At 63.7% G+C, this 23350-nt stretch carries 23 protein-coding genes and 1 tRNA gene; 15 read left to right on the top strand and 9 right to left on the bottom strand.

Annotation, left to right across the window (positions count from 1 at the left end):
• Window positions 1–70: 70 nt before the first annotated feature.
• Entirely contained in the window at window positions 71–976 is a 906-nt protein-coding gene (locus tag PCE31107_RS04845; protein WP_150606792.1) for a LysR family transcriptional regulator, read from the top strand.
• A gap of 129 nt (window positions 977–1105) precedes the next feature.
• Here PCE31107_RS04845 and PCE31107_RS04840 read toward each other — a convergent pair.
• The 4 genes from PCE31107_RS04840 to acs form a co-directional block, all read right to left on the bottom strand.
• Window positions 1106–1196, bottom strand: a tRNA-Ser gene (locus tag PCE31107_RS04840).
• An 86-nt stretch (window positions 1197–1282) separates the two neighbouring features.
• Window positions 1283–3301 (bottom strand): sodium:solute symporter family protein, encoded by a 2019-nt coding sequence (locus PCE31107_RS04835; protein ID WP_174966539.1) that lies wholly within the window; start codon window positions 3299–3301, stop codon window positions 1283–1285.
• A complete protein-coding gene (locus tag PCE31107_RS04830; RefSeq protein WP_150606790.1) occupies window positions 3298–3795 on the bottom strand; it encodes a DUF4212 domain-containing protein in 498 nt (165 codons plus the stop codon). Before PCE31107_RS04830 ends, PCE31107_RS04835 begins: the two co-directional genes overlap by 4 nt.
• Before the next feature lie 22 nt (window positions 3796–3817).
• Window positions 3818–5800 carry an acetate--CoA ligase gene (gene acs, locus PCE31107_RS04825; protein ID WP_150606788.1) on the bottom strand — a complete coding sequence of 661 codons (1983 nt, stop codon included), beginning with the start codon at window positions 5798–5800 and terminating at the stop codon, window positions 3818–3820.
• A gap of 302 nt (window positions 5801–6102) precedes the next feature.
• Here acs and PCE31107_RS04820 point away from each other — a divergent pair, with 302 nt between their 5' ends.
• The 13 genes from PCE31107_RS04820 to hemP all read left to right on the top strand — a co-directional run bounded on the left by PCE31107_RS04820 (window position 6103) and on the right by hemP (window position 16478).
• Window positions 6103–7029, top strand: coding sequence for a DMT family transporter (locus PCE31107_RS04820; RefSeq protein WP_281352550.1), 927 nt, complete (start codon window positions 6103–6105; stop codon window positions 7027–7029).
• A gap of 186 nt (window positions 7030–7215) precedes the next feature.
• Window positions 7216–7788 (top strand): TIGR00645 family protein, encoded by a 573-nt coding sequence (locus PCE31107_RS04815; RefSeq protein ID WP_130025019.1) that lies wholly within the window; start codon window positions 7216–7218, stop codon window positions 7786–7788.
• 15 nt (window positions 7789–7803) lie between these two features.
• Window positions 7804–9327, top strand: a complete 1524-nt coding sequence (locus tag PCE31107_RS04810) for a fumarate hydratase (protein ID WP_130025018.1) — start codon at window positions 7804–7806, stop codon at window positions 9325–9327.
• 288 nt (window positions 9328–9615) lie between these two features.
• The gene (gene bfr / locus PCE31107_RS04805; RefSeq protein WP_150606786.1) at window positions 9616–10095 is read left to right on the top strand and encodes a bacterioferritin; all 480 of its coding nucleotides are present in this window, start codon (window positions 9616–9618) and stop codon (window positions 10093–10095) included.
• A 112-nt stretch (window positions 10096–10207) separates the two neighbouring features.
• Window positions 10208–11086, top strand: coding sequence for a glutamate racemase (murI, locus tag PCE31107_RS04800; RefSeq protein WP_150606784.1), 879 nt, complete (start codon window positions 10208–10210; stop codon window positions 11084–11086).
• A gap of 113 nt (window positions 11087–11199) precedes the next feature.
• Window positions 11200–11457 carry a (2Fe-2S)-binding protein gene (locus PCE31107_RS04795; protein WP_150606782.1) on the top strand — a complete coding sequence of 86 codons (258 nt, stop codon included), beginning with the start codon at window positions 11200–11202 and terminating at the stop codon, window positions 11455–11457.
• 440 nt (window positions 11458–11897) lie between these two features.
• The gene (locus tag PCE31107_RS23775) at window positions 11898–12602 is read left to right on the top strand and encodes an energy transducer TonB (protein WP_150606780.1); all 705 of its coding nucleotides are present in this window, start codon (window positions 11898–11900) and stop codon (window positions 12600–12602) included.
• Window positions 12603–12641: 39 nt separating this feature from the next.
• The gene (locus tag PCE31107_RS04785) at window positions 12642–13379 is read left to right on the top strand and encodes a MotA/TolQ/ExbB proton channel family protein (protein WP_017233114.1); all 738 of its coding nucleotides are present in this window, start codon (window positions 12642–12644) and stop codon (window positions 13377–13379) included.
• Between the two features lie 27 nt (window positions 13380–13406).
• On the top strand, window positions 13407–13832 hold the full coding sequence (locus tag PCE31107_RS04780) for an ExbD/TolR family protein (RefSeq protein ID WP_130025013.1): 426 nt from the start codon (window positions 13407–13409) through the stop codon (window positions 13830–13832).
• A gap of 238 nt (window positions 13833–14070) precedes the next feature.
• The gene (locus PCE31107_RS04775; protein WP_150606778.1) at window positions 14071–14967 is read left to right on the top strand and encodes a pirin family protein; all 897 of its coding nucleotides are present in this window, start codon (window positions 14071–14073) and stop codon (window positions 14965–14967) included.
• Window positions 14968–15138: 171 nt separating this feature from the next.
• Window positions 15139–15549, top strand: a complete 411-nt coding sequence (locus PCE31107_RS04770; protein ID WP_130025011.1) for an OsmC family protein — start codon at window positions 15139–15141, stop codon at window positions 15547–15549.
• 66 nt (window positions 15550–15615) lie between these two features.
• Window positions 15616–16086 (top strand): SRPBCC family protein, encoded by a 471-nt coding sequence (locus PCE31107_RS04765; protein WP_017233110.1) that lies wholly within the window; start codon window positions 15616–15618, stop codon window positions 16084–16086.
• A 164-nt stretch (window positions 16087–16250) separates the two neighbouring features.
• Entirely contained in the window at window positions 16251–16478 is a 228-nt protein-coding gene (gene hemP / locus PCE31107_RS04760) for a hemin uptake protein HemP (protein ID WP_370363508.1), read from the top strand.
• Window positions 16479–16871: 393 nt separating this feature from the next.
• On the opposite strand, the gene PCE31107_RS04755 is transcribed toward hemP, so the two are convergent.
• The 3 genes from PCE31107_RS04755 to PCE31107_RS04745 all read right to left on the bottom strand — a co-directional run bounded on the left by PCE31107_RS04755 (window position 16872) and on the right by PCE31107_RS04745 (window position 18760).
• A complete protein-coding gene (locus PCE31107_RS04755; RefSeq protein WP_150606776.1) occupies window positions 16872–17279 on the bottom strand; it encodes a GlcG/HbpS family heme-binding protein in 408 nt (135 codons plus the stop codon).
• 119 nt (window positions 17280–17398) lie between these two features.
• Window positions 17399–18187 carry a YdcF family protein gene (locus PCE31107_RS04750; RefSeq protein WP_150606774.1) on the bottom strand — a complete coding sequence of 263 codons (789 nt, stop codon included), beginning with the start codon at window positions 18185–18187 and terminating at the stop codon, window positions 17399–17401.
• Window positions 18188–18271: 84 nt separating this feature from the next.
• On the bottom strand, window positions 18272–18760 hold the full coding sequence (locus PCE31107_RS04745) for a Dps family protein (RefSeq protein ID WP_017233106.1): 489 nt from the start codon (window positions 18758–18760) through the stop codon (window positions 18272–18274).
• Between the two features lie 241 nt (window positions 18761–19001).
• Between PCE31107_RS04745 and PCE31107_RS04740 the strand changes: the two genes are divergently transcribed.
• The gene (locus PCE31107_RS04740) at window positions 19002–19703 is read left to right on the top strand and encodes a thiamine phosphate synthase (RefSeq protein ID WP_246181707.1); all 702 of its coding nucleotides are present in this window, start codon (window positions 19002–19004) and stop codon (window positions 19701–19703) included.
• Window positions 19704–19879: 176 nt separating this feature from the next.
• On the opposite strand, the gene PCE31107_RS04735 is transcribed toward PCE31107_RS04740, so the two are convergent.
• Window positions 19880–20824: a LysR substrate-binding domain-containing protein gene (locus PCE31107_RS04735; RefSeq protein ID WP_017233103.1), complete on the bottom strand. Its 945-nt coding sequence runs from the start codon at window positions 20822–20824 to the stop codon at window positions 19880–19882.
• 165 nt (window positions 20825–20989) lie between these two features.
• Entirely contained in the window at window positions 20990–23290 is a 2301-nt protein-coding gene (recG, locus tag PCE31107_RS04730; RefSeq protein WP_150606772.1) for an ATP-dependent DNA helicase RecG, read from the bottom strand.
• Between the last annotated feature and the right edge of the window lie 60 nt (window positions 23291–23350).

Genomic DNA, 23350 nt, shown 5'->3' with positions numbered 1-23350 from the left:
TATTTTCCGAAGCATTACCGGCACCTTTGCGTGCCGATCCCTCGTTTGCCTGGCCCATGAGTCCATTGTCATGATCAAAGTAACTGACTTCGATCTGCGTCTGCTACGTATATTCAAAACAGTGTCGGACTGCGGCGGCTTCTCGGCGGCGGAGTCTGCGCTGAACATGAACCTGTCGACCATCAGTACGCATATGGCCGACCTTGAAGCTCGTCTCGGCATCCGACTGTGTGAGCGAGGCCGTCGTGGGTTTCGGCTGACGGACGAAGGGCACTCGCTTTATCGCGCGGCAGAGCGGCTGCTCGATTCTGTCGAGGTGTTCCGCACGGATATTGGGGGAATACGCGGCCAGATCAGCGGCGAGTTGGCGATCGGTGTCGTGGACAACACGATTACCGACACGCATTCGCGCATTGCTCGTGCTATCGGCGTGCTCAAGGAACAGAGTCGCGATCTCGAGATCCGATTGGAGATCAAATCTCCCAGGGAGATCGAGGTCGGAGTGCTGGAGAGAAAGCTCCATCTCGGCATCGGACCGTTTCGAGATACGCAACCGGGCCTGATCTATGAGCCGCTGTATCGAGAGGAAATTCAGCTTTATTGCGGCGCGGGGCATCCGCTCTTTGCACTGGCGCCCGATGACGTTGACATGCAGAGCCTGAGTGGTCTCGATTATGTCGCGCGGGGATATTTACGGGAGACGAAAGAGTTCGGCATCCTGACGAACCTCAAGGTCGGCGCGAGTGTTTTTCACATGGAGGCCGTCGCCACGCTCATTCTTTCGGGCAAGTTTGTCGGCTACCTGCCCACGCACTACGCGCAGCATTGGATCCGGCAAGACCTGATGCGGTCATTACGCCCGGATCACCTTACCCACCACGCCGAGTTTCGACTCATTACCCGAAAGGACCGCGAGACGACTGTCGCAGCACGGGCATTCCTGGATGCGTTGCGCGGCGGAGCAAATGGCAAGTGAAGATGGCGCGGTTCGCGCACCATGACGGTGATGTTGCTGTCTTGACTGGCCCACGTTAAATCATGGCGTCGGGCATCCGAGCCGCCAACGCACAAAGGGCTTCCACTCGGGAAGCCCTTTGTTTATCTGTGGCGGAGAGAGGGGGATTCGAACCCCCGATAGGCTATTAACCTATACACGCTTTCCAGGCGTGCGACTTAAACCGCTCATCCATCTCTCCTGAAGGTCGCGAATTATAGCAGATCATCGGCAACATCCCATACCCTTTCGCACGAACCCCGCCAAAAATGCTTCCGTCCCGCATCATTACGGGCGGCGAAGATGGTCCACCAGATGGCGATCGCGCTCGCTCGGACGCCTACCCAGCAAGCTGAATACGATCGCCACCGCAAACCCCGCCGGCACCCCGAACGCCCCCGCCGAAATCGGATCCACCCCCCACCAGCGCGCCCCCACAAATCCCGTCAAACGTGTAAAGAACGGATACGTCGTCACAATGTAATACACACACACCAACAACCCACTCACCATTCCCGCCGTCGCCCCCAGCCGTGTCGTACGCTTCCAAAACACCCCCAGCACCAACGCCGGAAACAAACACGACGCCGCCAACGAAAACGCCGCTCCCACCAGGAACAAAATGTTCCCCAGGTTCAGCGACGTCACATACGACGCAAACATCGCCACGCATAACAACAAGATCTTCGACGTCGTCACCCGCTTCTGGCTCGACGCATTGCGATCCACCATGTGAAAGTAGACGTCGTGCGACAACGCATTCGCGATCGTCAACAGCAACCCGTCCGCCGTCGATAACACCGCCGCCAACGCCCCCGCCGCCACCAGCCCCGAAATGACGTACGGTAGACCCGCGATCTCCGGCCCCGCCAACACCAGCATGTCCGGCTGCATCCAGATCTCCCCCCACTGCACCACCCCATCGCGGTACACATCCGAGATATCAAGCTGCACCGGCGTCGCATGCCGCCATTGCATCACCCACCCCGGCAGATTCTCATAACGCGCCCCCACCAAATGCAGCAGCACGTCATACTTGAGCATCACCGCCAACGCCGGTGCACTCACATACAGCAGTGCCACGAAGAACAGCGTCCACCCCACGGAACTACGCGCGCCCTGCACCGTCGCCGTCGTGCCATACCGCGTCAAGATGTGCGGCAAGCTCGCCGTGCCAATCATCAGGCACACCATCAGCAACAGAAAGTTCAAGCGCTGCGCGTTGCGCGTAGCGTCGTCATGCGCCGGGAACGGCTCCGTCATCGCATGCTGCGGCTCGCTACGCTCCACATACTGATTGCGCATCTCCAACCAACGGTTCTGCGCCTCGCCGACGTCGCGCGGGAACGCCTCCAGCTTCGCTTCCAGCACCTTCACGTCGCGCAACGGCCCGTTGCGACGCTTCGTATCCAGCAACTGCCGCTCCAGCTCCGCACGCTCACCATAAAAGCTGTCCGGTAAGCCGTCCAACCGACGCTGCATCTGCTCCGCCTGCTCACGGTAGTAATCACGCACCTCGCGCTCAGGCACCGACTGCTGTATCTCGCGCTCCAGCGCCTCGACTTTCGCCAACGCCGTGCCATAGCTGAACTGCGGAAACCAACCGTTACCAGTCTGATGGCCGATCATGGCCGTCGGCACCAGAAACGCCGTGATCATGATGATGTACTGCGCCACCTGCGTCCACGTCACGGCGCGCATGCCCCCCAGGAACGAGCACACGAGAATGCCCGCCAACCCAAAGAAAATGCCAATGGTGAATTCCACACCGATGAATCTCGACGCGATCAGTCCCACGCCCTGAATCTGCGCTACGAGATAGACGAATGAACACAGAATCGTCGAGAAGACCCCCAACGCCCGAACCACGTTGCTGTCGTAGCGCGTGCCAAGAAAGTCCGGCACCGTGTAGCGCCCCATCTTGCGCAAATACGGCGCAAGCAGGAACGCCACCAGACAGTACCCGCCGGTCCATCCCATGACGTACGCCAGGCCATCGTAGCCCGACACGTAAAGCGACCCCGCCAACCCCATGAACGACGCGGCGCTCATCCAGTCCGCCGCGCACGCCATGCCATTGAACACCGGCGGAACACGACGCCCCGCAACGTAGTACTCGGCAGCGTCCGACGTCCGAGAGATCAAGCCAATCACGGCATACACGGCAATCGTCACGAACAGGAACGCATAGCCGATCCACACGCCCGGGCCGTTGACCCGCTCGAGCAGCCCCATCATCAACACGAACGCCAGGAAGCCCGCCGTGTAATAGAGGTAGTAGCGCAGCATTCTGCGCGTGAAACTCATCGGGACGTCGGCGCCGACGCGACGCGAGAGGGGGCGAGAGAGGACGCGCTTCGCGATGCCGCAGACGCCGCTGCGTTGTCCATCCCGTCGCTATCCAGGCCGAGACTGTCTCGATGCGCATCGCGCAACGCATTCAGCTCACGATGGTAGCGCGCGTCGTTGCGCCGCTGCAGCCACGCGTAGACGGCAATCAGACCGATGTCGACCAGAATCGAACCCTGGGCGCCCATGTAGAACGGCAGCGGCCACCCGGCAAATCGCGTCTCGGCCCACTCGCGCGCCCAGAACTGCGGAACGAATGTCACCACGAAGCCGATCGCCATGAGCACGGCCACCCAACGCAATGTCCTGCGCCAGTGGCGCGCCGCAATGCCGGCGGCCGCCCCATGCCAGTCGACATCGGGCAGCGAGCCACCGACAGCAAGCCCCGGCGGCCGGCTGACGCCCACCGGGTCGGCCTTGCCGGCCGAGCCGGTCTGCGAGCGATTTGCCATAGCCCCGCCGCGAAACCCGCGCTTACTGCGCCTGCTTGAGCTGCTCCAGAATGGCCGGATTCTCTAGCGTAGACGTGTCCTGCGTAATCTCCTCACCCTTGGCAATCACGCGCAGCAAACGGCGCATGATCTTGCCCGAGCGAGTCTTCGGCAGGTTGTCGCCAAAGCGAATGTCCTTCGGCTTGGCGATCGGCCCGATCTCCTTGCCCACCCAGTTGCGCAGTTCGATGGCCAGTTGCTTGGCTTCGTCGCCCGTCGGCCGTGAACGCTTGAGCACCACGAACGCCACGATCGCCTCGCCCGTGGTGTCGTCGGGGCGCCCCACGACCGCCGCTTCGGCCACGAGAGGGTTGGCGACAAGCGCCGACTCGATTTCCATCGTGCCCATGCGGTGTCCCGAGACGTTCAGCACGTCGTCGATACGGCCCATGATCGTGAAGTAGCCCGTCTTGGCGTCGCGAATTGAGCCATCCCCCGCCAGATAGATCTTGCCGCCCAACTCCGACGGGAAGTAGCTCGACTTGTAACGCTCCGGATCGCCCCAGATCGTACGAATCATCGCCGGCCACGGACGCTTGATCACCAGCATGCCGCCCTGACCATTGGGCACGTCCTGCCCGGTTTCGTCGACGATGGCCACCGCAACGCCCGGCAGACCCAGCGTGCACGACCCCGGCACCAGCGGCGTGGCACCCGGCAGCGGCGTAATCACGTGTCCGCCCGTCTCCGTCTGCCACCAGGTGTCGACGATCGGGCAACGCTCGCCGCCAACGTTTTCGTAGTACCACATCCACGCCTCAGGATTGATCGGCTCGCCGACCGAACCGAGAATGCGCAGCGACGACAGGTCGTACTGTTTCGGATGCACGGCCGGCGTCTGCTCGGCCGCCTTGATCAATGAGCGGATCGCCGTCGGCGCCGTATAGAACACGGTCACCTTGTGACGCCCGATCATCTCCCAGAACCGCCCCGCATTCGGGTACGTGGGCACGCCTTCGAACACGATCTGCGTGGCGCCCACCGCCAACGGGCCATAAGCGATGTACGTGTGACCCGTGATCCAGCCAATGTCGGCCGTGCACCAGAAAACGTCGTCGGGCTTGATATCGAAGGTCCACTGCATGGTGAGCGATGCCCACAGCAGATAGCCCCCGGTGCTGTGCTGCACGCCTTTGGGCTTGCCCGTCGAGCCCGATGTGTAGAGGATGAAAAGCGGATGCTCCGCGCTGACCCACTCCGGTTCGCACTGATCCGATTGACCGGCGACGAGATCCTGCAGCACTTCGTCACGACCTGGGTGCATCGTCACATTGCCGCCCGTGCGACGGTAGACAATCACGGACTTCACATGGTCGCAGCCGCCCATCGCGAGCGCTTCGTCGACGATGGCCTTCAAGGGCAGCGCCTTGCCGCCCCGCATCTGCTCGTCGGCAGTGACAATGGCCACCGCCCCGGCGTCGATCACGCGCTCGTTGAGCGACTTGGCCGAGAAGCCGCCGAAGACGACCGAATGCGTCGCGCCGATACGCGCGCACGCCTGCATGGCGACCACGCCCTCGATCGACATCGGCATATAGATGACCACGCGGTCGCCCTTCTTCACCCCCTTGGCCTTGAGCGCATTGGCGAAACGGCTCACGCGTCCGAGCAGGTCGCGATAGGTGACGGGGGTCACCGTGCCATCGTCTGCCTCGAACAGAATGGCCGTCTTCTCGCCCAGGCCCGCTTCGATCTGGCGATCCAGACAGTTGTAGGAAGCGTTGATCTGACCGTCGGCGAACCACGTGTAGAACGGCGCGTTGGTCTCGTCGAGGACTTGCGTGAACGGCTTGTGCCAGGCCAGATTTTCGCGCGCCTGACGCGCCCAGAATCCCTCGTAATCCTTGTCGGCCTCGGCGCACAGCGCCTCATAGGCGGGCATGCCGGAGATCTTCGCGTTGGCGACCAGCGCCTGCGGCGGCGCGAAGACGCGCTGCTCCTGCAATACCGATTCGATTGCTGCCATGAGTTGTCCCCTCTTATAGATATGCAAAAACCATTGCAATCAAGCCCAAACAGATCGCTAACGTCACATTAAGACGAGCGACTTACTAACGCCTTACACTGGCGCACGCGAGGTGGTCGCGCCGCGCGCGGGACTCGCGCGAACGCGCAGCCGTATGGCGTCAGACTGTGGCGAATTCGCTACAATCCTACCCGCATCCCCCCCGACTCGCCACCCCGGACTCGCACGGAGCGCCCGTGAATTCGACATCTCCGTTCCAACCGCCCACGCCGTCGCCCCCGACGGGGTCAGCCGCCGACCGCCTGTTTGCGCGCTTTCCGAGTTTCGCGCTGGCACTGGCGATGACCTTCGTGGGCGCCAACGTCGGCATCGGCAAGACCATGGTCGCCGTCATGCCGGTGGCCGCCTTCGCGCTGTGGCGCTTCGTGATCGCCATCGTCGCCCTCGCGCCCCGCTACCGCCCGTCGGCCATGCGACGCGTCACGCGCCCCCAATGGCGCAACCTTTTCGTGCAAACGTTCTTCGGCACGTTTCTCTTTACCTTGCTCATGCTCTCGGGCGTACGGATGACGACGGCCACCGCCGCCGGGGTCATCACCGCGACGCTGCCGGCCTGTGTCGCCCTGCTGTCGTGGGGCGTGCTGCGCGAACGCCCGTCACGACGCACGCTCGTGAGCATCGGACTGGCGATTGCCGGGGTCGCCCTGCTCAACCTGTCGCGTGCCGACACGCACGGCGCTGGCGCCCCGGGGGCCGCCGGCAACGCCTGGCTGGGCAACCTGCTCGTGCTCGGCGCCGTGGTCTGCGAAGCCATTTACGTGATCGTCTCGAAACGGCTCGCCGCTGAACTCCCCGCCATCGATATTTGCGCCTACACCCACCTGATCGGCGACGCGCTGATGCTCCCCTTCGGCGTGGCGGGCCTGATGACCGTGAACTACGCGGCGCTGACGCCCGGGCATTGGGCGCTCATCGTCTGGTACGGACTCGCCGCCAGTGTCTTCTCGTTTTTCCTGTGGATGCGCGGCATTCGGCACGTCAGCGCTCAACTCGCGGGGGTTTTCACCGCCATGGTGCCCGTGGCGGCGACCGCGTACGGCGTGATCTTCCTCGGCGAGCGGCTGGCCGCCGCCCAAGGCGCCGCGCTGGCCCTGACCGTCGCCGGGATCGTGCTCGCCGCGTTGCCGCGCTCCGGTTCACGCAAAACGCTATTGCCCGCCCGAGATTGAATCGGACGCAGCGCCTGCGGCCAGACGTTGTAAAATGCCCGCCAGGCCGAATGTCGCGACGCGATATCCGTAACGGGCAAGCGGGTCGCCGTATCGCCCGATGTCCTTCTCTTTGATTTGCGTATCCAATAATTCCGGTCGGCCGCGGCAAGCGCCGACCACTGTCACCACCTCGTCAAAACCGCCATGTCGACTCCCGGCCGCCCGTCCGACGCGCCGATGCGCCCCCTGCCCCGCATCATCTTCTTCAGCCGTTGGCTTCAACTGCCGCTGTATCTGGGGCTGATTGCCGCGCAAGGCGTCTATGTCTACAAGTTCCTGGCCGAACTCTGGCACCTGATCTCGCACGCCACGACGTTCGACGAAACGCAGATCATGCTCGTCGTGCTCGGCCTGATCGACGTGGTGATGATCTCGAACCTGCTCATCATGGTCATCATCGGCGGCTACGAGACGTTCGTCTCGCGCCTCGGCGTCGAAGGCCATCCGGACGAGCCGGAATGGCTCGATCATGTGAACGCCGGGGTGCTCAAGGTGAAGCTGTCGATGGCGCTCATCAGTATTTCGTCGATCCACCTGCTCAAGACCTTTATCGATGCCGCCCAGCAAACGCCCCACACGATCATGTGGCAGGTGATCATTCATTGTGTCTTCCTGCTTTCCGCCGTCGTCATGGCCGTCGTCAACAAGTTGACGAACGAGAGCCACGCCCCGGCGTACGCGACCCCGCAAGTCATTACCCCCACCCGTTCCCACTAAGTCGAGAGCCGTTTCATGTCTACCGTCATTAAAGAAGACGACGTCATTCAGAGCGTCGCCGGTGCCCTTCAGTACATCAGCTACTACCATCCGGACGATTACATCCAGGCACTGGGCCGGGCGTACGAGGCCGAGCAAAGCCCCGCCGCGCGCGACGCCATCGCGCAGATCCTGACCAACAGCCGCATGTGCGCCGAAGGCCGCCGCCCGCTGTGCCAGGACACCGGCATCGTGACCGTGTTCGTGAAGGTCGGCATGAATGTGCGCTGGGACGCCAAGCGCAATCTCACCGATATGATCAACGAAGGCGTGCGTCAGGCGTACATGCACCCGGACAACGTGCTGCGTGCCTCGATCGTGGCGCCGCCCGAAGCCGGCCGAAAGAACACGAAGGACAACACGCCCGCCGTCATCCATTACGAAATCGTGGAAGGCGACAAGGTCGACATCACCGTCGCAGCCAAGGGCGGCGGCTCTGAGAACAAGTCGAAGTTCGTGATGCTCAACCCGTCCGATTCGATCGTCGACTGGGTCGTGAAGACGGTGCCGACGATGGGCGCCGGCTGGTGCCCGCCGGGCATGCTCGGCATCGGTATCGGCGGCACGGCGGAGAAAGCCATGGTGCTCGCCAAGGAATCGCTCATGGACCCGATTGACATCCATGACGTCATCAAACGCGGTCCGCAGAACTGGAACGAAGAGCTGCGTATCGAGTTGTTCGAGAAGGTCAACGCCCTCGGTATCGGCGCGCAAGGCCTGGGCGGCCTGGCGACCGTGCTCGACGTGAAGATTCTCGACTACCCGACGCACGCAGCCTCCAAGCCGGTCGCCATGATCCCGAACTGCGCGGCCACACGTCATGCGCACTTCACGCTGGACGGCTCGGGCCCGTCGTTCCTCGCCGCGCCGTCGCTCGACGCATGGCCGAACGTGCACTGGGCACCGAATACCGAGACCAGCAAGCGCGTCGATCTGGACACGCTCACGCCGGACGAGGTTGCCAGCTGGACGCCGGGGCAGACCCTGCTGCTCTCGGGCAAGATGCTCACCGGTCGCGACGCGGCGCACAAGCGCATCGCCGACATGATCGGCCGCGGCGAGCCGCTGCCGGTGGACTTCAACGGCCGTGCGATCTACTACGTTGGCCCGGTCGACCCGGTGCGCGACGAAGTCGTCGGCCCGGCGGGCCCGACCACGTCCACCCGCATGGACAAGTTCACCGACATGATGCTCTCGAAGACGGGGCTCGCCGTCATGATCGGCAAATCGGAGCGCGGCCCGGCCGCCATCGAGGCGATCAAGAAGCACAAGGCTGCGTACCTGATGGCCGTTGGCGGTGCCGCTTATCTCGTGTCCAAGGCCATTCGTGCGGCGCGCGTGCTCGCGTTCGAAGACCTCGGCATGGAAGCGATCTACGAGTTCGACGTCAAGGACATGCCCGTGACGGTGGCCGTCGATTCGACCGGCGTCTCGGTGCACCAGACCGGTCCGAAGGAATGGCAAGCCAAGATCGGCAAGATCCCGGTCGCTGCCGAGTAATGCGCCGTAAAGCGACGTAGCGCGAAGTAGCGCGCCACAACGCGACACCCGGTTGCCCCCGGCCGCAGACAGCCGGGTCAGCGCCTGCTGGACCGAGCCCGGCCTTCGCCGGGCTTTTTTCGTCCGCTCGCCGCCGATCCGCACCATGCCGATCTCTCAAGAAGGAGCACGAATGGATCGCATTTCCATTTGCACCTTGGTTCACGAAAGGCCCGGCAAGGCTTGGCTTCCCAGCCTTTTCAGGCTACGCTTCAACCGCTCGCAAACCGAACAAGGCAGGGATTCCAAATGAAAGGCGACAAGAAAGTTCTCGAACTCCTCAACGCGCAGCTCACGAACGAGTTGACGGCGATCAACCAGTACTTTCTGCACGCCCGGATGTACAACCACTGGGGCCTCGCAAAGCTCGGCAAGCACGAGTACGACGAGTCCATCGGCGAGATGAAGCACGCCGACAAGCTGATCGAACGCATCTTCATGCTCGACGGCCTGCCCAACCTGCAAGATCTGCACAAGCTGCTCATCGGTGAGAACACGGAAGAAATTCTGAAGTGCGATCTGAAGCTCGAAAACCTCTCGCAAAAGACCTGCAAGGAAGGGATCGCCCATTGCGAAAGCGTGAAGGACTTTGTCTCGCGCGAAATCTTCAACGAGATCCTGCACGACACCGAAGAGCACATCGATTGGCTGGAAACGCAAATCGAACTGATCGACAAGGTCGGTCTGCAGAACTATCAGCAGTCTGGCATGGCGTCGTTCGACGAATAAGGCCGTTCGCCGCAGCACGCGGACGCACCATGCCTCGCCGCACCGATATCGGTTCGCAGGCTTTGCGCTAGAATTTCGGGGCCGGCCATTTGCCGGCCCTTTTTCGTTTGCCATGCCCTCCAACGCGCCCATTGGCGTTTTCGATTCCGGTCTCGGTGGCCTGTCGGTGCTTCAGGCCGTGCGCGCCCTGCTCCCGCAAGAGTCCCTGCTCTATGTGGCGGACTCCCGATTCGCTCCGTACGGCGAGCGCCCCGATGCGTTCATCGAACAACGCAGTCTGGCGATCGGCCGGTGGCTGCGCGAGCGCGGCGCCAAGGCACTCGTCGTCGCCTGTAACACCGCGACGGCGCACGGCGTGGCAGCGCTTCGCGCCGATGCCTCGTGGCCGGTCGTCGGCGTCGAGCCCGGCATCAAACCCGCAGCGGCAGTGTCGAAGCGCGGTGTAATCGGGGTCCTCGCTACCGCGGCCACGCTGCGCAGCACCCGGTTCGCCGATCTGCTCACGCGCCACACCGCACAAGGCCAACGCTTCCTTTGCCAGCCGGGCCACGGGCTCGTCGAGCGCATCGAAGCCGGCGATGTCGACTCACCTGACGTCATGGCACTGCTCGAACGATACGTGGAACCGATGGTGTCGCAAGGCGCCGACACGCTCGTGCTCGGCTGCACCCACTATCCCTTCCTGATACCAGCCATCCAGCGACGCTTCGGCACGACGCTCTCCCTTATCGACACCGGTGCGGCCATCGCCCGGCAGCTTCAGCGGCGTCTCGAATCCGATGCCTTGATCGCCCCTCGTCTGCCCGCCCCCCGTGGCGACCTCCAATTGTTCGCCACTGCGAACGCGAGCGAGCTGCAGACGATGGCCGACCGGCTACTGCCCAACGCGCCACGCGTTCAGACGATCGAGATCGCCGACATTGCCGAGATCACGTCGGAAGGCCCAGCCAGTCTCGATCCGCCCCCAAACCTTCCCATCATTTCCGCCTGAACCCGCGACCGCAAACCCCTGCTCGCACCATGGAATAGGCCGACGACACTTGCAAAACATCATCACTTGAATAATAATTATTCTCATTAGTGTTACATTTTGACGTTTTCATCATGATCGTCTGCGTCTGCAAATCCGTCTCCGAGCGCCAGATCAAGGCCTGCATCGACGCCGGTGCCACCTCGATGGAAGATCTTCAGATCGACCTCGGCGTTGCACTGTGCTGCGGCAAGTGCGGCCCTTATGTCCAGGAAATGGTGTCCGGTGCGTCGCCGTGCTGCGGCCGCTCGTGCGGTGGTGGCTGCCAGTCAGCCCAAGTGACGCGCCCCTCGGAAGTCGTGGTCGTGCGGGAACGCGCGCTGGCCGCCTGAGACGGCTCGCACCGTCACGCCCTCCCCCGATTGCCTAATGGCATCGGCATCGGCATCGATTTCGCCGAGTGTTCTGCCTGGTATTTTTCCGAACCGCCTCTGCGGCCAAGTGTCGCATCGGCAACAGCGCCAGCCAACGGCGGCCTATGCGACGATTCGCATGTGCCGCCCAGCGCCAGCCAGCGACTTCTCACCCACCGGAGGTGTCAAATGGAACTCCTGATTGGCTTTGTGTCGACGCTATGTTTGTCGTTTTTTCTGTTTCGAAAGTGAGTTCGCGCACGGCGCTCGATTCATGCAGTCACTGTGTTCGCCGACCGCGCCGCTTGGCGCGGTTTTCCTTTCATCGTACGTCCCGGCCTATCCCGAACGCCGAGTCATCGCGCACCGCGCAGCGCTCGCCGTTCGTCGCCGCAATTTAGCGTACCCTAGCCGTTACCATGTCGACCGTGCCCCCTTCTGGCCTCACGCTCATGCCGAGCCGCGATCCGCTGATGTCGCCGCGCGCCGTCGCAATTGCGGCAGTGATCGTCGTCGCCCACATTGCCGCTCTGGTGGGCCTGTCGCACCTGCGAAATGCCCCGGCGCCGGCCACGATTGTGCCGACGGTCTTCACCGCCACCATCGTTCCGCCCCAACCGAGACCTGCGCCGCCGCAGGCATCCCCACCCAAGCCCGCGCCCGAGCCTCCGAAGCCGAAGGTCGCACCGCCACCGCCCAAGCCTCGCGTATTGGCGCCTAATGCCATCGCACAAAAGGCCGAGCCGGTAGCGCCGCCGCAGCCAAGTGCCGAGCCGGTGAAAGACACGGCACCCGTCGCGCCGCCGGCACCGCCCGCACCGGCACAGGCCGTCGCGCCGCCAGGCCGCGTCGAAGGGCTGAAGCTCGAATGCCCGGATCCGCCGCTGATCTATCCGACGCAGTCACGCCGGCTCGGTGAGGAAGGCGTCGCGACGGTCAGGATGGTCATCAATGTGCAAGGCCGAGTGGCGGAGGCAAACATCGTCAAGTCGAGCGGTTATCCGAGACTCGATAAAGCCGCCATCGAATCGGCCTACAAGATGCGCTGCGCCGCGCCGATGAAAGACGGACGCGCGGTAGAAACCACAGCGACGAAGCCGTTCAGATTCAACATCGACAATTAACGCAACCCTTCACGAACGGGATCTCCCGAGGAAAGCAAAATGCAAGAGTATGGTTTGAGCCACGTCTGGGCGCAGGGTGATTTCGTTACCCGAGCCATCGCGATCGTGTTGTTGGTGATGTCGGTGCTGTCGTGGACGGTCATCCTCATCAAGGGCACCCAGGTCTTCCGCCTGAGCCGCCTGACGCGCACCGCCGAGCCGGATTTCTGGCACTCGGAGAATTTCTCCGCCGGTCTGCAGAAGCTGGGCGAATCCGGGCAGAACAACCCGTTCCTCGCACTGGCCCTCGCCGGTCAGGACGCCGCGGAGCATCACCGCCAGAGCCAGCCGCACCTGCACGACAAGATGGATGTGAGCGACTGGATCACGCGCGCCCTGAAGAACTCGGTGGACGACACGGTGTCGCGCCTGCAAAGCGGCCTGGCCATGCTCGCGTCGATCGGCTCGACCGCACCGTTCGTCGGTCTGTTCGGCACGGTGTGGGGCATCTATCACGCCCTGCTGGCGATCGGCGCGTCGGGCCAGACGACGATCGACAAAGTGGCCGGCCCCGTGGGCGAGGCGCTCATCATGACCGCCTTCGGTCTGTTCGTCGCCATTCCCGCCGTGCTCGGCTTCAACGCCCTGACGCGCGCCAACAAGGGCATCGTGTCGAAGCTCAACCGGTTTGCCCACAGCCTGCACGCCTACTTCCTGACCGGCGCCAGCCTGCACCCGACGCAGTTCGCGACCAACGTCTCGCCGGTGCGCAAGTCCACCCCGGCCAGCGCCAGCTAAACCGCCGCGCCAGACAAGGAGTTCGCCATGGCTATGGGTTCATACAGCAGCGACGACGGTGCCGACGACGCCATGATGAGCGAGATCAACATGACGCCGCTCGTCGACGTCATGCTGGTACTGCTGATCATCTTCATCGTGACGCTGCCGGTGCTCAATCAATCGGTCAAGCTCGACCTGCCGCAGGCAAGCAGCCAGCCGGAAGACACCAAGCCGGCCAAGATCGATCTGTCGATCCAGGCCGACGGCACCGTCTTCTGGGACAAGCAGGTCGTCGACGAGACCGCGCTCAAGGCGCGTCTGGCGCAGGCCGCCGAAGCGCAGCCGCAGCCGGAACTGCACCTGTTCGCCGACAAGAACGTGCGCTACGAGAGCGTCGCCAAAGTGCTGTCGCAAGCGCAGACGGCCGGCATCACCAAACTCGGCTTCGTGACCGCCCCCGACACGAAATAAGTTTGACGCGTTCACGAATCGCGCAAGCGCAAGCGCGGTGCTGGTCACCGCGCTTTTTTTCGCCTATCGATGTAGCAAACCACGCCGCACGGCCACGTTTTGCTGGCATTGTTCCAATCGGGTAACAATCCTTCCTGTGTTACGGGCTACTCCCAGAGCCATGCGCCCCGATATAGTTTGGGCACGACATTGGACGCACAACGCCATCTCGGCATGCGCCCCCACAGGAGGTTTCCCCATGAGCACCCCGTCCGCCCGCCCGATCGCCCGCGTCTTCACGGCAGCGCAAACGCAGGAAGGCGCCGGCTTTCACGTCAATCGCCCGTTCCCCACGCGCATGATGGCGGACTTCGATCCGTTCCTCCTGCTCGACGAAATGGGGCCAATGCAAGTCGCCCCCGGCGACGCCAAGGGCGCTCCCGATCACCCGCACCGCGGCTTCGAGACCGTGACGTACTTGCTCGCCGGCGAAATGGAGCATCGCGACTCACAAGGCCACGCGGGCAAGCTCACGCCGGGCGACGTGCAGTGGATGACGGCCGGTGCGGGCGTCATCCACTCCGAAATGCCCTCGCAGGCCTTTCAGCAGCGCGGCGGCGAGATGCACGGCTTCCAGCTCTGGGTGAACCTGCCGCGCACGGACAAGATGATGACGCCGCGCTACCAGGAACTGCCGGCGGCCGGCATCCCGAGCGCGACCAGCGAAGACGGCAAAGTGTCGGTGCGCGTGATTGCGGGCGAGGCACTGGGCACGCGCGCCGCCATCGAAACGCGCACGCCGATCCTGTACCAGCACTTCACGCTGCAATCGCAGGGAGTGCTCGATCATTCGGTGCCCACGGACTTCAACGTGTTCGCCTACGTGATCGACGGCGAAGGGCAATTCGGCGACGATGCCACCGTGGCCAAGACGCATCAGATGGTCGTATTCGGCGACGCCGGCGAGCGCATTGCCGTGCGCAACGTCAGCGACAGACCGATGTCGTTCCTGCTGATCGGCGGCAAGCCGCTGGGTGAGCCGGTGGCCCGCTACGGCCCGTTCGTGATGAACACGGAGGGCGAGATTCGTCAGGCGATTCTCGACTTCCAGGCAGGCCGCATGGGACGGATTCCGGCCTCGAGCAACACCGACTGAGGCGGCGGCGTCGGGCAGATCCCTGCCGTTCGTACCGGCCCGGTGAATTTGGGTCACAATGGCACGCAGAGTGCGTTGTGGCTCGACCTCTTCACCGGGCCGTTCTCATCCTCTTCCGATACGTTCCGTGACGTTCACCCTAACGTTCATTTGGCCCCCACAGGAGCTGCCATGGCTGCAGAAGCGATAGTCACCGCCCATTTGGGCGCCGCAGGTTTTACCACGCCTCTCTCGGACGGCAAGCACGAATGGCTGGCCGACGAGCCCGCGGCGCTCGGCGGCGGAGACCTCGGTCCCGCCCCTGCGGCGTTGCTGCTTTCCAGTCTCGGCGCCTGCACCTCGATCACGTTGCAGATGTATGCGCGGCGCAAGGAATGGCCGCTCAAGGAAGTGACCGTGACGCTCGCGATGAATCCGGACGGCAAACCGCCCGTCGGGACCACGCAAATCACGCGCAAAATCGAACTGGCCGGAGATTTGTCGGAGGAGCAGCGTCAGCGCCTCTTGGAAATCGCGAATGCGTGCCCAATTCACAAGGTGTTATCGGGCACCATTGCCATCGACAGTATGTTGGTCGAGTAATATTCGGCGCGACGCCGGCATGCTGTCACCGCATGCCGGCCCGCACCGATGGACGGGGAGACTTTCTTGCAGTACGAACACCTGATCGAGGTCAACGACCTCCTGAATCCGCTGGCCTTCGCGTTGACGCGCGATCAACTGTGGCGCGGTCTCGTGCTGCGCGCCGAGCAACCGGAGACTTTCGTGCTCGGACTCGACAAGTGCATCGTGCACGAACGCACCGACGACTCGCTGACCCGCGAGCTGCGTTTCGGCGAAGCGGTGGTGCACGACCGGGTCGTCTTCGAGGCCCAGCAGTGGGTGCGCTACGAGACGGCGGCAACCGATCAGCACGCGGGTGGCACCCTCACCATGCGTATCGAAGAGCCGACGCCGACGCATTACTTCGTGCGCTTCACCTACAGCACCACACTGCAGGAAGACGCCGCCACGGCAGACACGCGCTATAGCGAGTTCGTGAAGTCCGCCTATCGTGAGGCCGACATCGACACCGTCGGGCAGATCCGGGCGCTCGCCGAACAAGGCGCGCTGGGCTGAGCGGTCATCAGCAAGCGATTCGCCGGGCGTGGCGTGTCACCGTCCGGCGAATCCTCGATTAGTCATTCACTATTCACAATTCACAACAATAGCCATATTTCAATGTAAATAGTAATGATTCTCATTTAATATCTGTCTCATAGTCAGCCACACGGATGAGCGAGATGACCGCAAGCCACACCCCTGCCCGCCAGACCCTGCCCGCCATGGAGCCGCGCCGCACGTTGTCGGCGTCACGTGCGCAAACGGCCAAATCGGCCAGCCACACCACGGGCCGCGCGCTCACGAGCGATCACCTGCTGCAAGGCACGCAATGCGTGAACATCCTGCACAACGGACAGACGTATCAGTTGCGCGCCACGCGGTACGGCAAGTTGATCCTGACGAAATAAGACACGCAATCCGTCACGAATTTTGGCGGTGGCACGACCACGACCGTGCCGCCCCCGTTACCGAGTTTTGTGGGGACCACCTCGCCTAAGAGGTGTTTGGCAGTAGCCAGCGAATGCAACGCACTCCCATGTAGTTACGGCAAGCCCCTCTCTACCTGCGTTGCACGCCAGCCAAGCCGCTTTTTTGTCCGTCCACGCGAGTTTCATTGATGTTCTCCTCGTGGCCCAGCCTGACAAGCCTCAGGGGGTGGCCATCCGGCCTGACAAGCCTTTGACCCGTCCGCGAGGACGGGTTTTTCTTTGGTGCCGTCGAAAAAAAAAGCATCGCCGAACTCATCGACGATGCTTTTTGTCCCTGCGTACCTGCGGAGGCGGGCGAGTGCCCCGAGGCGCTCAGGCGCGCTTGAGCGCCGCGATCCCAGCCCGCGCGATCTGGGCATCCTGCGTCGACTTCACACCGGACACACCGACCGCGCCAATCACGTTGCCGTCGACCACGATGGGCACGCCGCCTTCGAGCATCGCGGTGTTCGGCGCGCTCAGGAACGCAAAGCGGCCGCCATTGATCATTTCCTCGAACGCGCCGCTTTCACGGCGGCCGACCGCGGAGGTCTGCGCCTTACCCAGGGACATCATGGCCGTGCTGGGGGCCGCACCGTCCATACGATATAGCGACAGCGCGTGACCGCCGTCGTCGACGATCGTGATGCACACGTTCCAACCGTTCGCGGTGGCTTCGGCCACGGCGGCGGCGTTGATCTTCTGCACGTCTTCAACGCTCAGGACAGCTTTCGTCTTCATACGTCTCTCTCGTTTGAGGTTGGCAATTCAAGGAGCCCACATTCGTGCGCGACCCCGATTCGTTCGTCATCCCGTCTGAGACGCCGGTACTTCGTGGCATCGACAAGGAAAGGAAAAGCTCAATGCCCCACGGCCAGGGCCATCCATTCGCGCAGCGCCTGATGCGTGGTGCGCAAGCCACCGACGGTGGGCCACCAGCCAGGGATAACATCCGGTTCGAACGCGTTTGCATTGCAACACGGTGCGGGTACCACCGTAAGTCCAGCACGTTCGAACTGGTCGCGGGCCCGGCGCATATGCCAGGCGCTCGTGACCAGATAGACGCGCGACACGCCGACGTTCGCCAGCATACGCGCGCTGAAGGTGGCGTTTTGCGCCGTATTCAACGATTGTCCTTCGATCCAGCGCACCGGGACACCAAACTCTTCGGTCGCGACTTGGGCCATCATGCGCGCCTCGACCACTTCGCCGGTCGGACTGCCGCCCGAGACGAGCACCGGCAACTGCGTGCGACGCGCGAGCAGCGTGCCATAACGCACGCGGGCCAATGTTGCGTCGTTCACATCGGCACCGCTGTCACGCCCGAATTCTGGCGCGTGCCGGGTCGCGCCGCCACCGAGAATCACGACTGCCTGCGGCAGCGTCGCCGCTTCGGCGGCCGACCCGCGCGCGGCATCGAGCGACTTGAGATCGATTGGGGTTCCGGCCTCAAGCGGTCGAGCCAATTGCCGGCCGAACCAAGGCATCGCCTGTACCCATAGCGCAAGTATCGCGACGACCGCCAGCGTTTTGCCAACACGCGGACAGCGCCGCCCGATGGCGACGGCGAAACCCGCTAGCAGCAGTACATTAACCGGCGGCAGGAACAGGCTGACGAGAAGGGTGCGGGCAAGCCAATCGAGGGACATCCGGCCAGTGTACTGGACTGCACCGCCCTGCGCACCCTTTCTCTATGACATTTCCCGTCCGATAGCGGGGCGGGTGTTACGCGCTCAGGCCAGCAGGCTACGCAGCATCCATGCGTTCTTTTCGTGCAATTGCATGCGTTGCGTGAGCAGGTCGGCGGTCGGCTCGTCGGAGGCGGCGTCGACCGTCGGGAAAATGCCGCGCGCGGTGCGGGTCACCGCTTCCTGCCCTTCGACCAATTGGCGAATCATTTCTTCGGCAGCCGGCACACCGTCGGCTTCGGGAATCGACGACAGCTTCGCAAACTCCTTGTAGGTCCCCGGCGCCGGGTAACCCAACGCGCGAATACGCTCGGCAATCAGGTCGACGGCCAGGGCGAGTTCGTTGTACTGGCCTTCGAACATCAGATGCAGCGTGTTGAACATCGGACCGGTCACATTCCAATGGAAGTTGTGCGTCTTCAGGTAAAGCGTGTAGGTGTCGGCCAGCAGATGGCTCAATCCTTCGACGATACGCTTGCGATCCTTCTCGCTGATGCCGATGTTCACGCTAGCCACGTTGTTCTTCTTTGCCATGATCCGACTCCGTTGGTGATGGTGCCCCCGTCGTACTGTGGGGGCACACTGGACTGAAATGAAAATGCCGGCGCAGGCCGACGAATCCCGGCTTCGGCAGGCATCGGTCCAGTCTATCGGGATCGTGTGACGATACCCGGCACGTCTGAATGTGATGCCTCTCACCCGCCGATATTTCGCGCGAGCGCTCTCCGTACTTTCCTCGAGACGTGCGCGCTGGCATTCCGGTTACACTGCGCGCATGTCCGCTGACCCCGCAGATTCCGCCTACCGCCTGTCGATGCCCGACCGCCCGGCCGCGCACGACAACGTGGACCGTGCCACGTCTCCCGCTCAGACGCCTCTGCCGCGCCAACTCCTGGTGACGCCCGATATCGCGACGCGCACACAGATCGCCGGGTTCGCGTCACAACTCGCGCAAGCACTCGCCCGCGGCATCCGTCTGGTACAGCTTCGCAATCGTTCGCTCGATGCCGACAGCTACCGGGCCTTGGCAGAGAGCGCCCTGGCATTGACCCATGCGGCAGGTGCGCAACTTATCCTCAACCCGCCGCAAAGCGTTGCGGATCTCTGGCTCGACGCACCGAACGGCGTGCATGCCAGTACTGTCCCACAGGCAGACGGCTGGCATCTGACGAGCGCGCGGCTCATGGTCTGCGATGCGCGTCCCGCGGGCTGGAAGCTTGTCAGCGCCGCGTGTCACAACGCTGCACAGATCGAACGCGCCACGCGTCTGGGCCTCGACTTCATTACGCTCTCGCCCGTGCTCGTCACCGCGACGCATCCGCACGCCAAGCCGCTTGGCTGGCCCGCGTTCACCGCGCTCGCCGCGCAAACGTCGCTGCCGGTGTTCGCCCTCGGCGGCATGCGGGACGACGCCTTGTCGAGCGCGCGCCACGCCGGGGCCTACGGCATTGCCGCCATACGCGCCTTCTGGCCGTAGTCGACACGCCCGGTCATGACTTGCCGGGCGTCTCGGCCTATAAGACTAATTCGCCTTATGAAAACGGTCGAGTTAATCGTTTTTATGCATTCAATAGCCAAAAACAATACGCCGCAGCGCCAAGCGCCGGCGTATTGCGCCTTCAAGCGGTAACGGAACGGGTGGGGCCCGGCGTATCAGTTCGACGTTGCCGGCAGATCGAGGGGAATCACGCCCGGCAGATGGCATCGGGCGATGGCTTGCGCCACGGCGTCGATGGCAGGCAGCCGCGTGAAGCTCTTGCGCCACGCCAGCACGACGCGACGGTCAGGCACCGGCGCCGAGAACGGCACATAGCGCAGCAGACTGTCGGGCGCCTGCGTCTCGGGCACCGACGTCTTCGGCAGCACGGTGATGCCTACGCCACTCGCGACCATATGGCGAATGGTCTCCAGCGAGGAGCCTTCGAACGTCTTCTGGATACCGTCGGCATTCTGCGAGAAGCGCATCAGCTCCGGACACACACCCAGCACGTGATCGCGGAAACAATGTCCACTGCCCAGCAGCAGCATCGTCTCCTGCTTGAGATCGCCGGCGTCGATGTGCTCTCGCTCAGACCACGGATGCGAACGCGGCAGCGCCACGACGAACGGCTCGTCGTAAAGCGGGCGCACCATCAGGCCGCTCTCCGGGAACGGCAGCGCCATGACCGCTGCATCGATTTCGCCCTGCTTGAGCAGTTCGATAAGCTTGAGCGTGTAGTTCTCCTGCAGCATGAGCGGCATCTGCGGGGTGGTCTCGATCATCTGTTTGACGAGGGACGGCAGCAGATACGGTCCGATCGTGTAGATCACGCCCAGGCGCAGCGGCCCGGCAAGCGGATCGCGCCCCTGCTTGGCGATTTCCTTGATGGCGATCGTCTGCTCGAGCACTCGCTGCGCCTGGGCAACGATCTGCTCGCCGAGCGGCGTCACGCTCACTTCGGCGGCGCCACGCTCGAAAATCTGCACGTTCAGTTCGTCTTCGAGCTTCTTGATGGCCACCGAGAGCGTCGGCTGGCTGACGAAACAGGCTTCCGCTGCGCGACCGAAATGGCGTTCGCGCGCCACCGCCACGATGTACTTGAGTTCCGTGAGGGTCATGTCGTCCTAACCTGTGTAAATTAATCGAATTACCGCAATCGATAGATTTTGTTTTTTATAGCACAATCGAGCGGCCATTGCCCGTTTTCGGTCGACGTCCGCGTTGATGCGCGCCCTGATGTTTCCGTTGATGCCCGGCCCCCTATCGTCGCGCGGACACCGGGGTCATGCCTTAAGATAGTCCTCCCGCGCCCCGAGCCAGCGCTCCAGGTGCGCCGCCACGGCGCCGGGATGCGATGCGAGCAGCACATCGGCCGCTTCCTGTGCGCCCGGGATCAACCAGGCGTCCTCGTTCAGATCGACGAAGCGCAACATCGCCGCGCCCGACTGCCGCGCGCCGAGAAATTCGCCCGGGCCGCGGATTTCCAGATCGCGCCGCGCAATGACAAAACCGTCGGTGGTCTCGCGCATCGTCTGCAAACGCGCCTTCGCGCCCATCGACAACGGTGACGCATACATCAGCAGGCACACCGATTCCGCCGAGCCGCGCCCGACGCGTCCGCGCAACTGGTGCAGTTGCGCGAGCCCAAAGCGCTCGGCGTGCTCGATCACCATCAGCGACGCGTTGGGCACGTCCACGCCCACTTCGATGACCGTGGTCGCCACCAGCAGATGCGTGTCGCCACGCGTGAAGTCGTCCATCACGGCCGCCTTCTCCGCCGGCGCGAGCCGCCCGTGCACGAGTCCCACGCGCAACTCGGGCAGTGCTGCGACCAGTTGGGCATGCGTGTCGACGGCCGTCTGCAATTGCAGCGCCTCGCTCTCCTCGATCAGCGGACAAACCCAGTACACCTGACGGCCGGCCAGTGCCGCCGCCCGCACGCGTTCGATCACCTCCGGGCGCCGCGTGTCACTGATCAGCTTGGTGACGACGGGACTGCGGCCCGGCGGCAACTCGTCGATCACGGAAACGTCAAGATCGGCGTAGTACGTCATCGCGAGCGTTCGCGGAATGGGCGTCGCGCTCATCATCAACTGGTGCGGCATGGCGTTGCCGCCCATGCCGGCGGTTTGCATCTTGCTGCGCAGCGCCAGACGCTGTGCCACGCCAAACCGATGCTGCTCGTCGACGACGGCCATGCCCAGCCGCGCGAACGTGACGGTGTCCTGAATGATGGCGTGCGTGCCGATGACCAGTTGCGCGTCGCCGCTCGCCACGCGCGCGAGGGCCTCGCGCTTTTCCTTCGCCTTCATGCTGCCTGCCAGCCACGCGACCTCGACGCCCAACGGTGCAAGCCAGCCCGAGAGTTTGCGCAGATGCTGCTCCGCAAGGATTTCGGTCGGCGCCATGATCGCCGCCTGATACCCCGCGTCGATGGCCTGTGCCGCGGCCAGCGCCGCAACGATCGTCTTGCCGCTGCCCACGTCGCCCTGAAGCAGGCGCTGCATCGGATGGGGCTCGGCAAGATCGGCGCGGATCTCGGCCCACACGCGTTGCTGGGCGCCGGTCAGGCGAAACGGCAGCGCCGCCTCGAAACGTTCGAGCAGGCCCCCCGGCACACGGGCGCCGAGCGCAGGGGCCGCAAGCCGGCGACGCGCGGCCTGTGCCCGTTTGAGCGACAGTTGCTGCGCGAGCAATTCCTCGCACTTGATGCGCAGCCATGCCGGATGCGAGCGCTCGACAAGCGCTGTCTCGGACACGTTGGGCGGAGGCGCGTGCAGAAGGTGGACGGCGTCGGACAACGCGGGGAGCGGATGCTCGGGCCCCATGACACGCTGGAGCAGTCCTGGCGGCAGCAACTCCGGTAACGGCGTGCGCTCCATCGCGTTGTGGATCGCTTTGCGCAGATACGCTTGCGACAGGCCCGCCGCGCTCGGGTACACCGGCGTGAGGGACTCTGGCAGCGGCGCGGCGGCGTCCTGCACCACGCGATACGCGGGGTGGACCATCTCCAATCCGAAGAAGCCGCCACGCACTTCGCCACGCACCCGCACACGCGTGCCAACGGCGAGTTGCTTCTGCTGGCTGCCGTAGAAATTCAGAAAACGCAGCACGAGTTCGTGGCCGTCGTCCGCAATACGTACGACCCACTGACGGCGCGGTCGGTAGGCCACGTCGCTTGACGTGACGACGCCCTCCACCTGCGCCAGTTCGCTCGGCAGTACTTCGCCGATCTTGCGCAGGGTGGTTTCGTCCTCGTAGCGCATCGGCAGATGCAGTATCAGATCGATGTCGCGCTTCAGGCCGAGCTTGGCGAGCTTATCGGCCGTGCCCGAGCCGGTCGTCTTGCGCGCGGCGGCCTTCGCGTTTTTCGGTGACTTCGCGGACGTGGCGGACTGGGCGGACCGGGCGGGGGCCGCTTCGCCCTCCCCTGTCGGCGCCTGAGCCGGCGCCGCCGGGCGCCGACCGCGCTTCGCGGCGGGACGTGGCGCGACATCGGCCTGTGCACCGGCGGCATCGGCAAGATCCACGAGGTCGGCGGGGGTGTCGTCAGGCGCGGTGGCGGGCATTCTGCGTTCGGTCATGCAGTCGCGAGTCGGGGACGTTCGGCCGTGAGGCGCACACCGTGCCGGCAGGCCTTCGGA

Origin of the sequence: Pandoraea cepalis (assembly GCF_902459625.1) — a bacterium.
Taxonomy (GTDB): Bacteria; Pseudomonadota; Gammaproteobacteria; order Burkholderiales; family Burkholderiaceae; genus Pandoraea; species Pandoraea cepalis.
This window is presented reverse-complemented; position numbering and strand designations above follow the sequence as displayed.

Excerpts from the sequence above, each read along its gene's own strand:
- acs (WP_150606788.1), bottom strand. The coding sequence starts at position 5,800 with ATGGCAGCAATCGAATCGGTATTGCAGGAGCAGCGCGTCTTCGCGCCG.
- PCE31107_RS04750 (WP_150606774.1), bottom strand. The coding sequence starts at position 18,187 with ATGTCCCTCGATTGGCTTGCCCGCACCCTTCTCGTCAGCCTGTTCCTG.
- hemP (WP_370363508.1), top strand. The coding sequence starts at position 16,251 with ATGACCGCAAGCCACACCCCTGCCCGCCAGACCCTGCCCGCCATGGAG.
- PCE31107_RS04740 (WP_246181707.1), top strand. The coding sequence starts at position 19,002 with ATGTCCGCTGACCCCGCAGATTCCGCCTACCGCCTGTCGATGCCCGAC.
- PCE31107_RS04780 (WP_130025013.1), top strand. The coding sequence starts at position 13,407 with ATGGCTATGGGTTCATACAGCAGCGACGACGGTGCCGACGACGCCATG.
- bfr (WP_150606786.1), top strand. The coding sequence starts at position 9,616 with ATGAAAGGCGACAAGAAAGTTCTCGAACTCCTCAACGCGCAGCTCACG.
- murI (WP_150606784.1), top strand. The coding sequence starts at position 10,208 with ATGCCCTCCAACGCGCCCATTGGCGTTTTCGATTCCGGTCTCGGTGGC.
- PCE31107_RS04810 (WP_130025018.1), top strand. The coding sequence starts at position 7,804 with ATGTCTACCGTCATTAAAGAAGACGACGTCATTCAGAGCGTCGCCGGT.
- PCE31107_RS04815 (WP_130025019.1), top strand. The coding sequence starts at position 7,216 with ATGTCGACTCCCGGCCGCCCGTCCGACGCGCCGATGCGCCCCCTGCCC.
- PCE31107_RS04830 (WP_150606790.1), bottom strand. The coding sequence starts at position 3,795 with ATGGCAAATCGCTCGCAGACCGGCTCGGCCGGCAAGGCCGACCCGGTG.
- PCE31107_RS04755 (WP_150606776.1), bottom strand. The coding sequence starts at position 17,279 with ATGAAGACGAAAGCTGTCCTGAGCGTTGAAGACGTGCAGAAGATCAAC.
- PCE31107_RS04845 (WP_150606792.1), top strand. The coding sequence starts at position 71 with ATGATCAAAGTAACTGACTTCGATCTGCGTCTGCTACGTATATTCAAA.
- PCE31107_RS04745 (WP_017233106.1), bottom strand. The coding sequence starts at position 18,760 with ATGGCAAAGAAGAACAACGTGGCTAGCGTGAACATCGGCATCAGCGAG.
- PCE31107_RS04795 (WP_150606782.1), top strand. The coding sequence starts at position 11,200 with ATGATCGTCTGCGTCTGCAAATCCGTCTCCGAGCGCCAGATCAAGGCC.
- PCE31107_RS04835 (WP_174966539.1), bottom strand. The coding sequence starts at position 3,301 with ATGAGTTTCACGCGCAGAATGCTGCGCTACTACCTCTATTACACGGCG.
- PCE31107_RS04735 (WP_017233103.1), bottom strand. The coding sequence starts at position 20,824 with ATGACCCTCACGGAACTCAAGTACATCGTGGCGGTGGCGCGCGAACGC.
- PCE31107_RS04775 (WP_150606778.1), top strand. The coding sequence starts at position 14,071 with ATGAGCACCCCGTCCGCCCGCCCGATCGCCCGCGTCTTCACGGCAGCG.
- PCE31107_RS04785 (WP_017233114.1), top strand. The coding sequence starts at position 12,642 with ATGCAAGAGTATGGTTTGAGCCACGTCTGGGCGCAGGGTGATTTCGTT.
- recG (WP_150606772.1), bottom strand. The coding sequence starts at position 23,290 with ATGACCGAACGCAGAATGCCCGCCACCGCGCCTGACGACACCCCCGCC.
- PCE31107_RS04770 (WP_130025011.1), top strand. The coding sequence starts at position 15,139 with ATGGCTGCAGAAGCGATAGTCACCGCCCATTTGGGCGCCGCAGGTTTT.
- PCE31107_RS23775 (WP_150606780.1), top strand. The coding sequence starts at position 11,898 with ATGTCGACCGTGCCCCCTTCTGGCCTCACGCTCATGCCGAGCCGCGAT.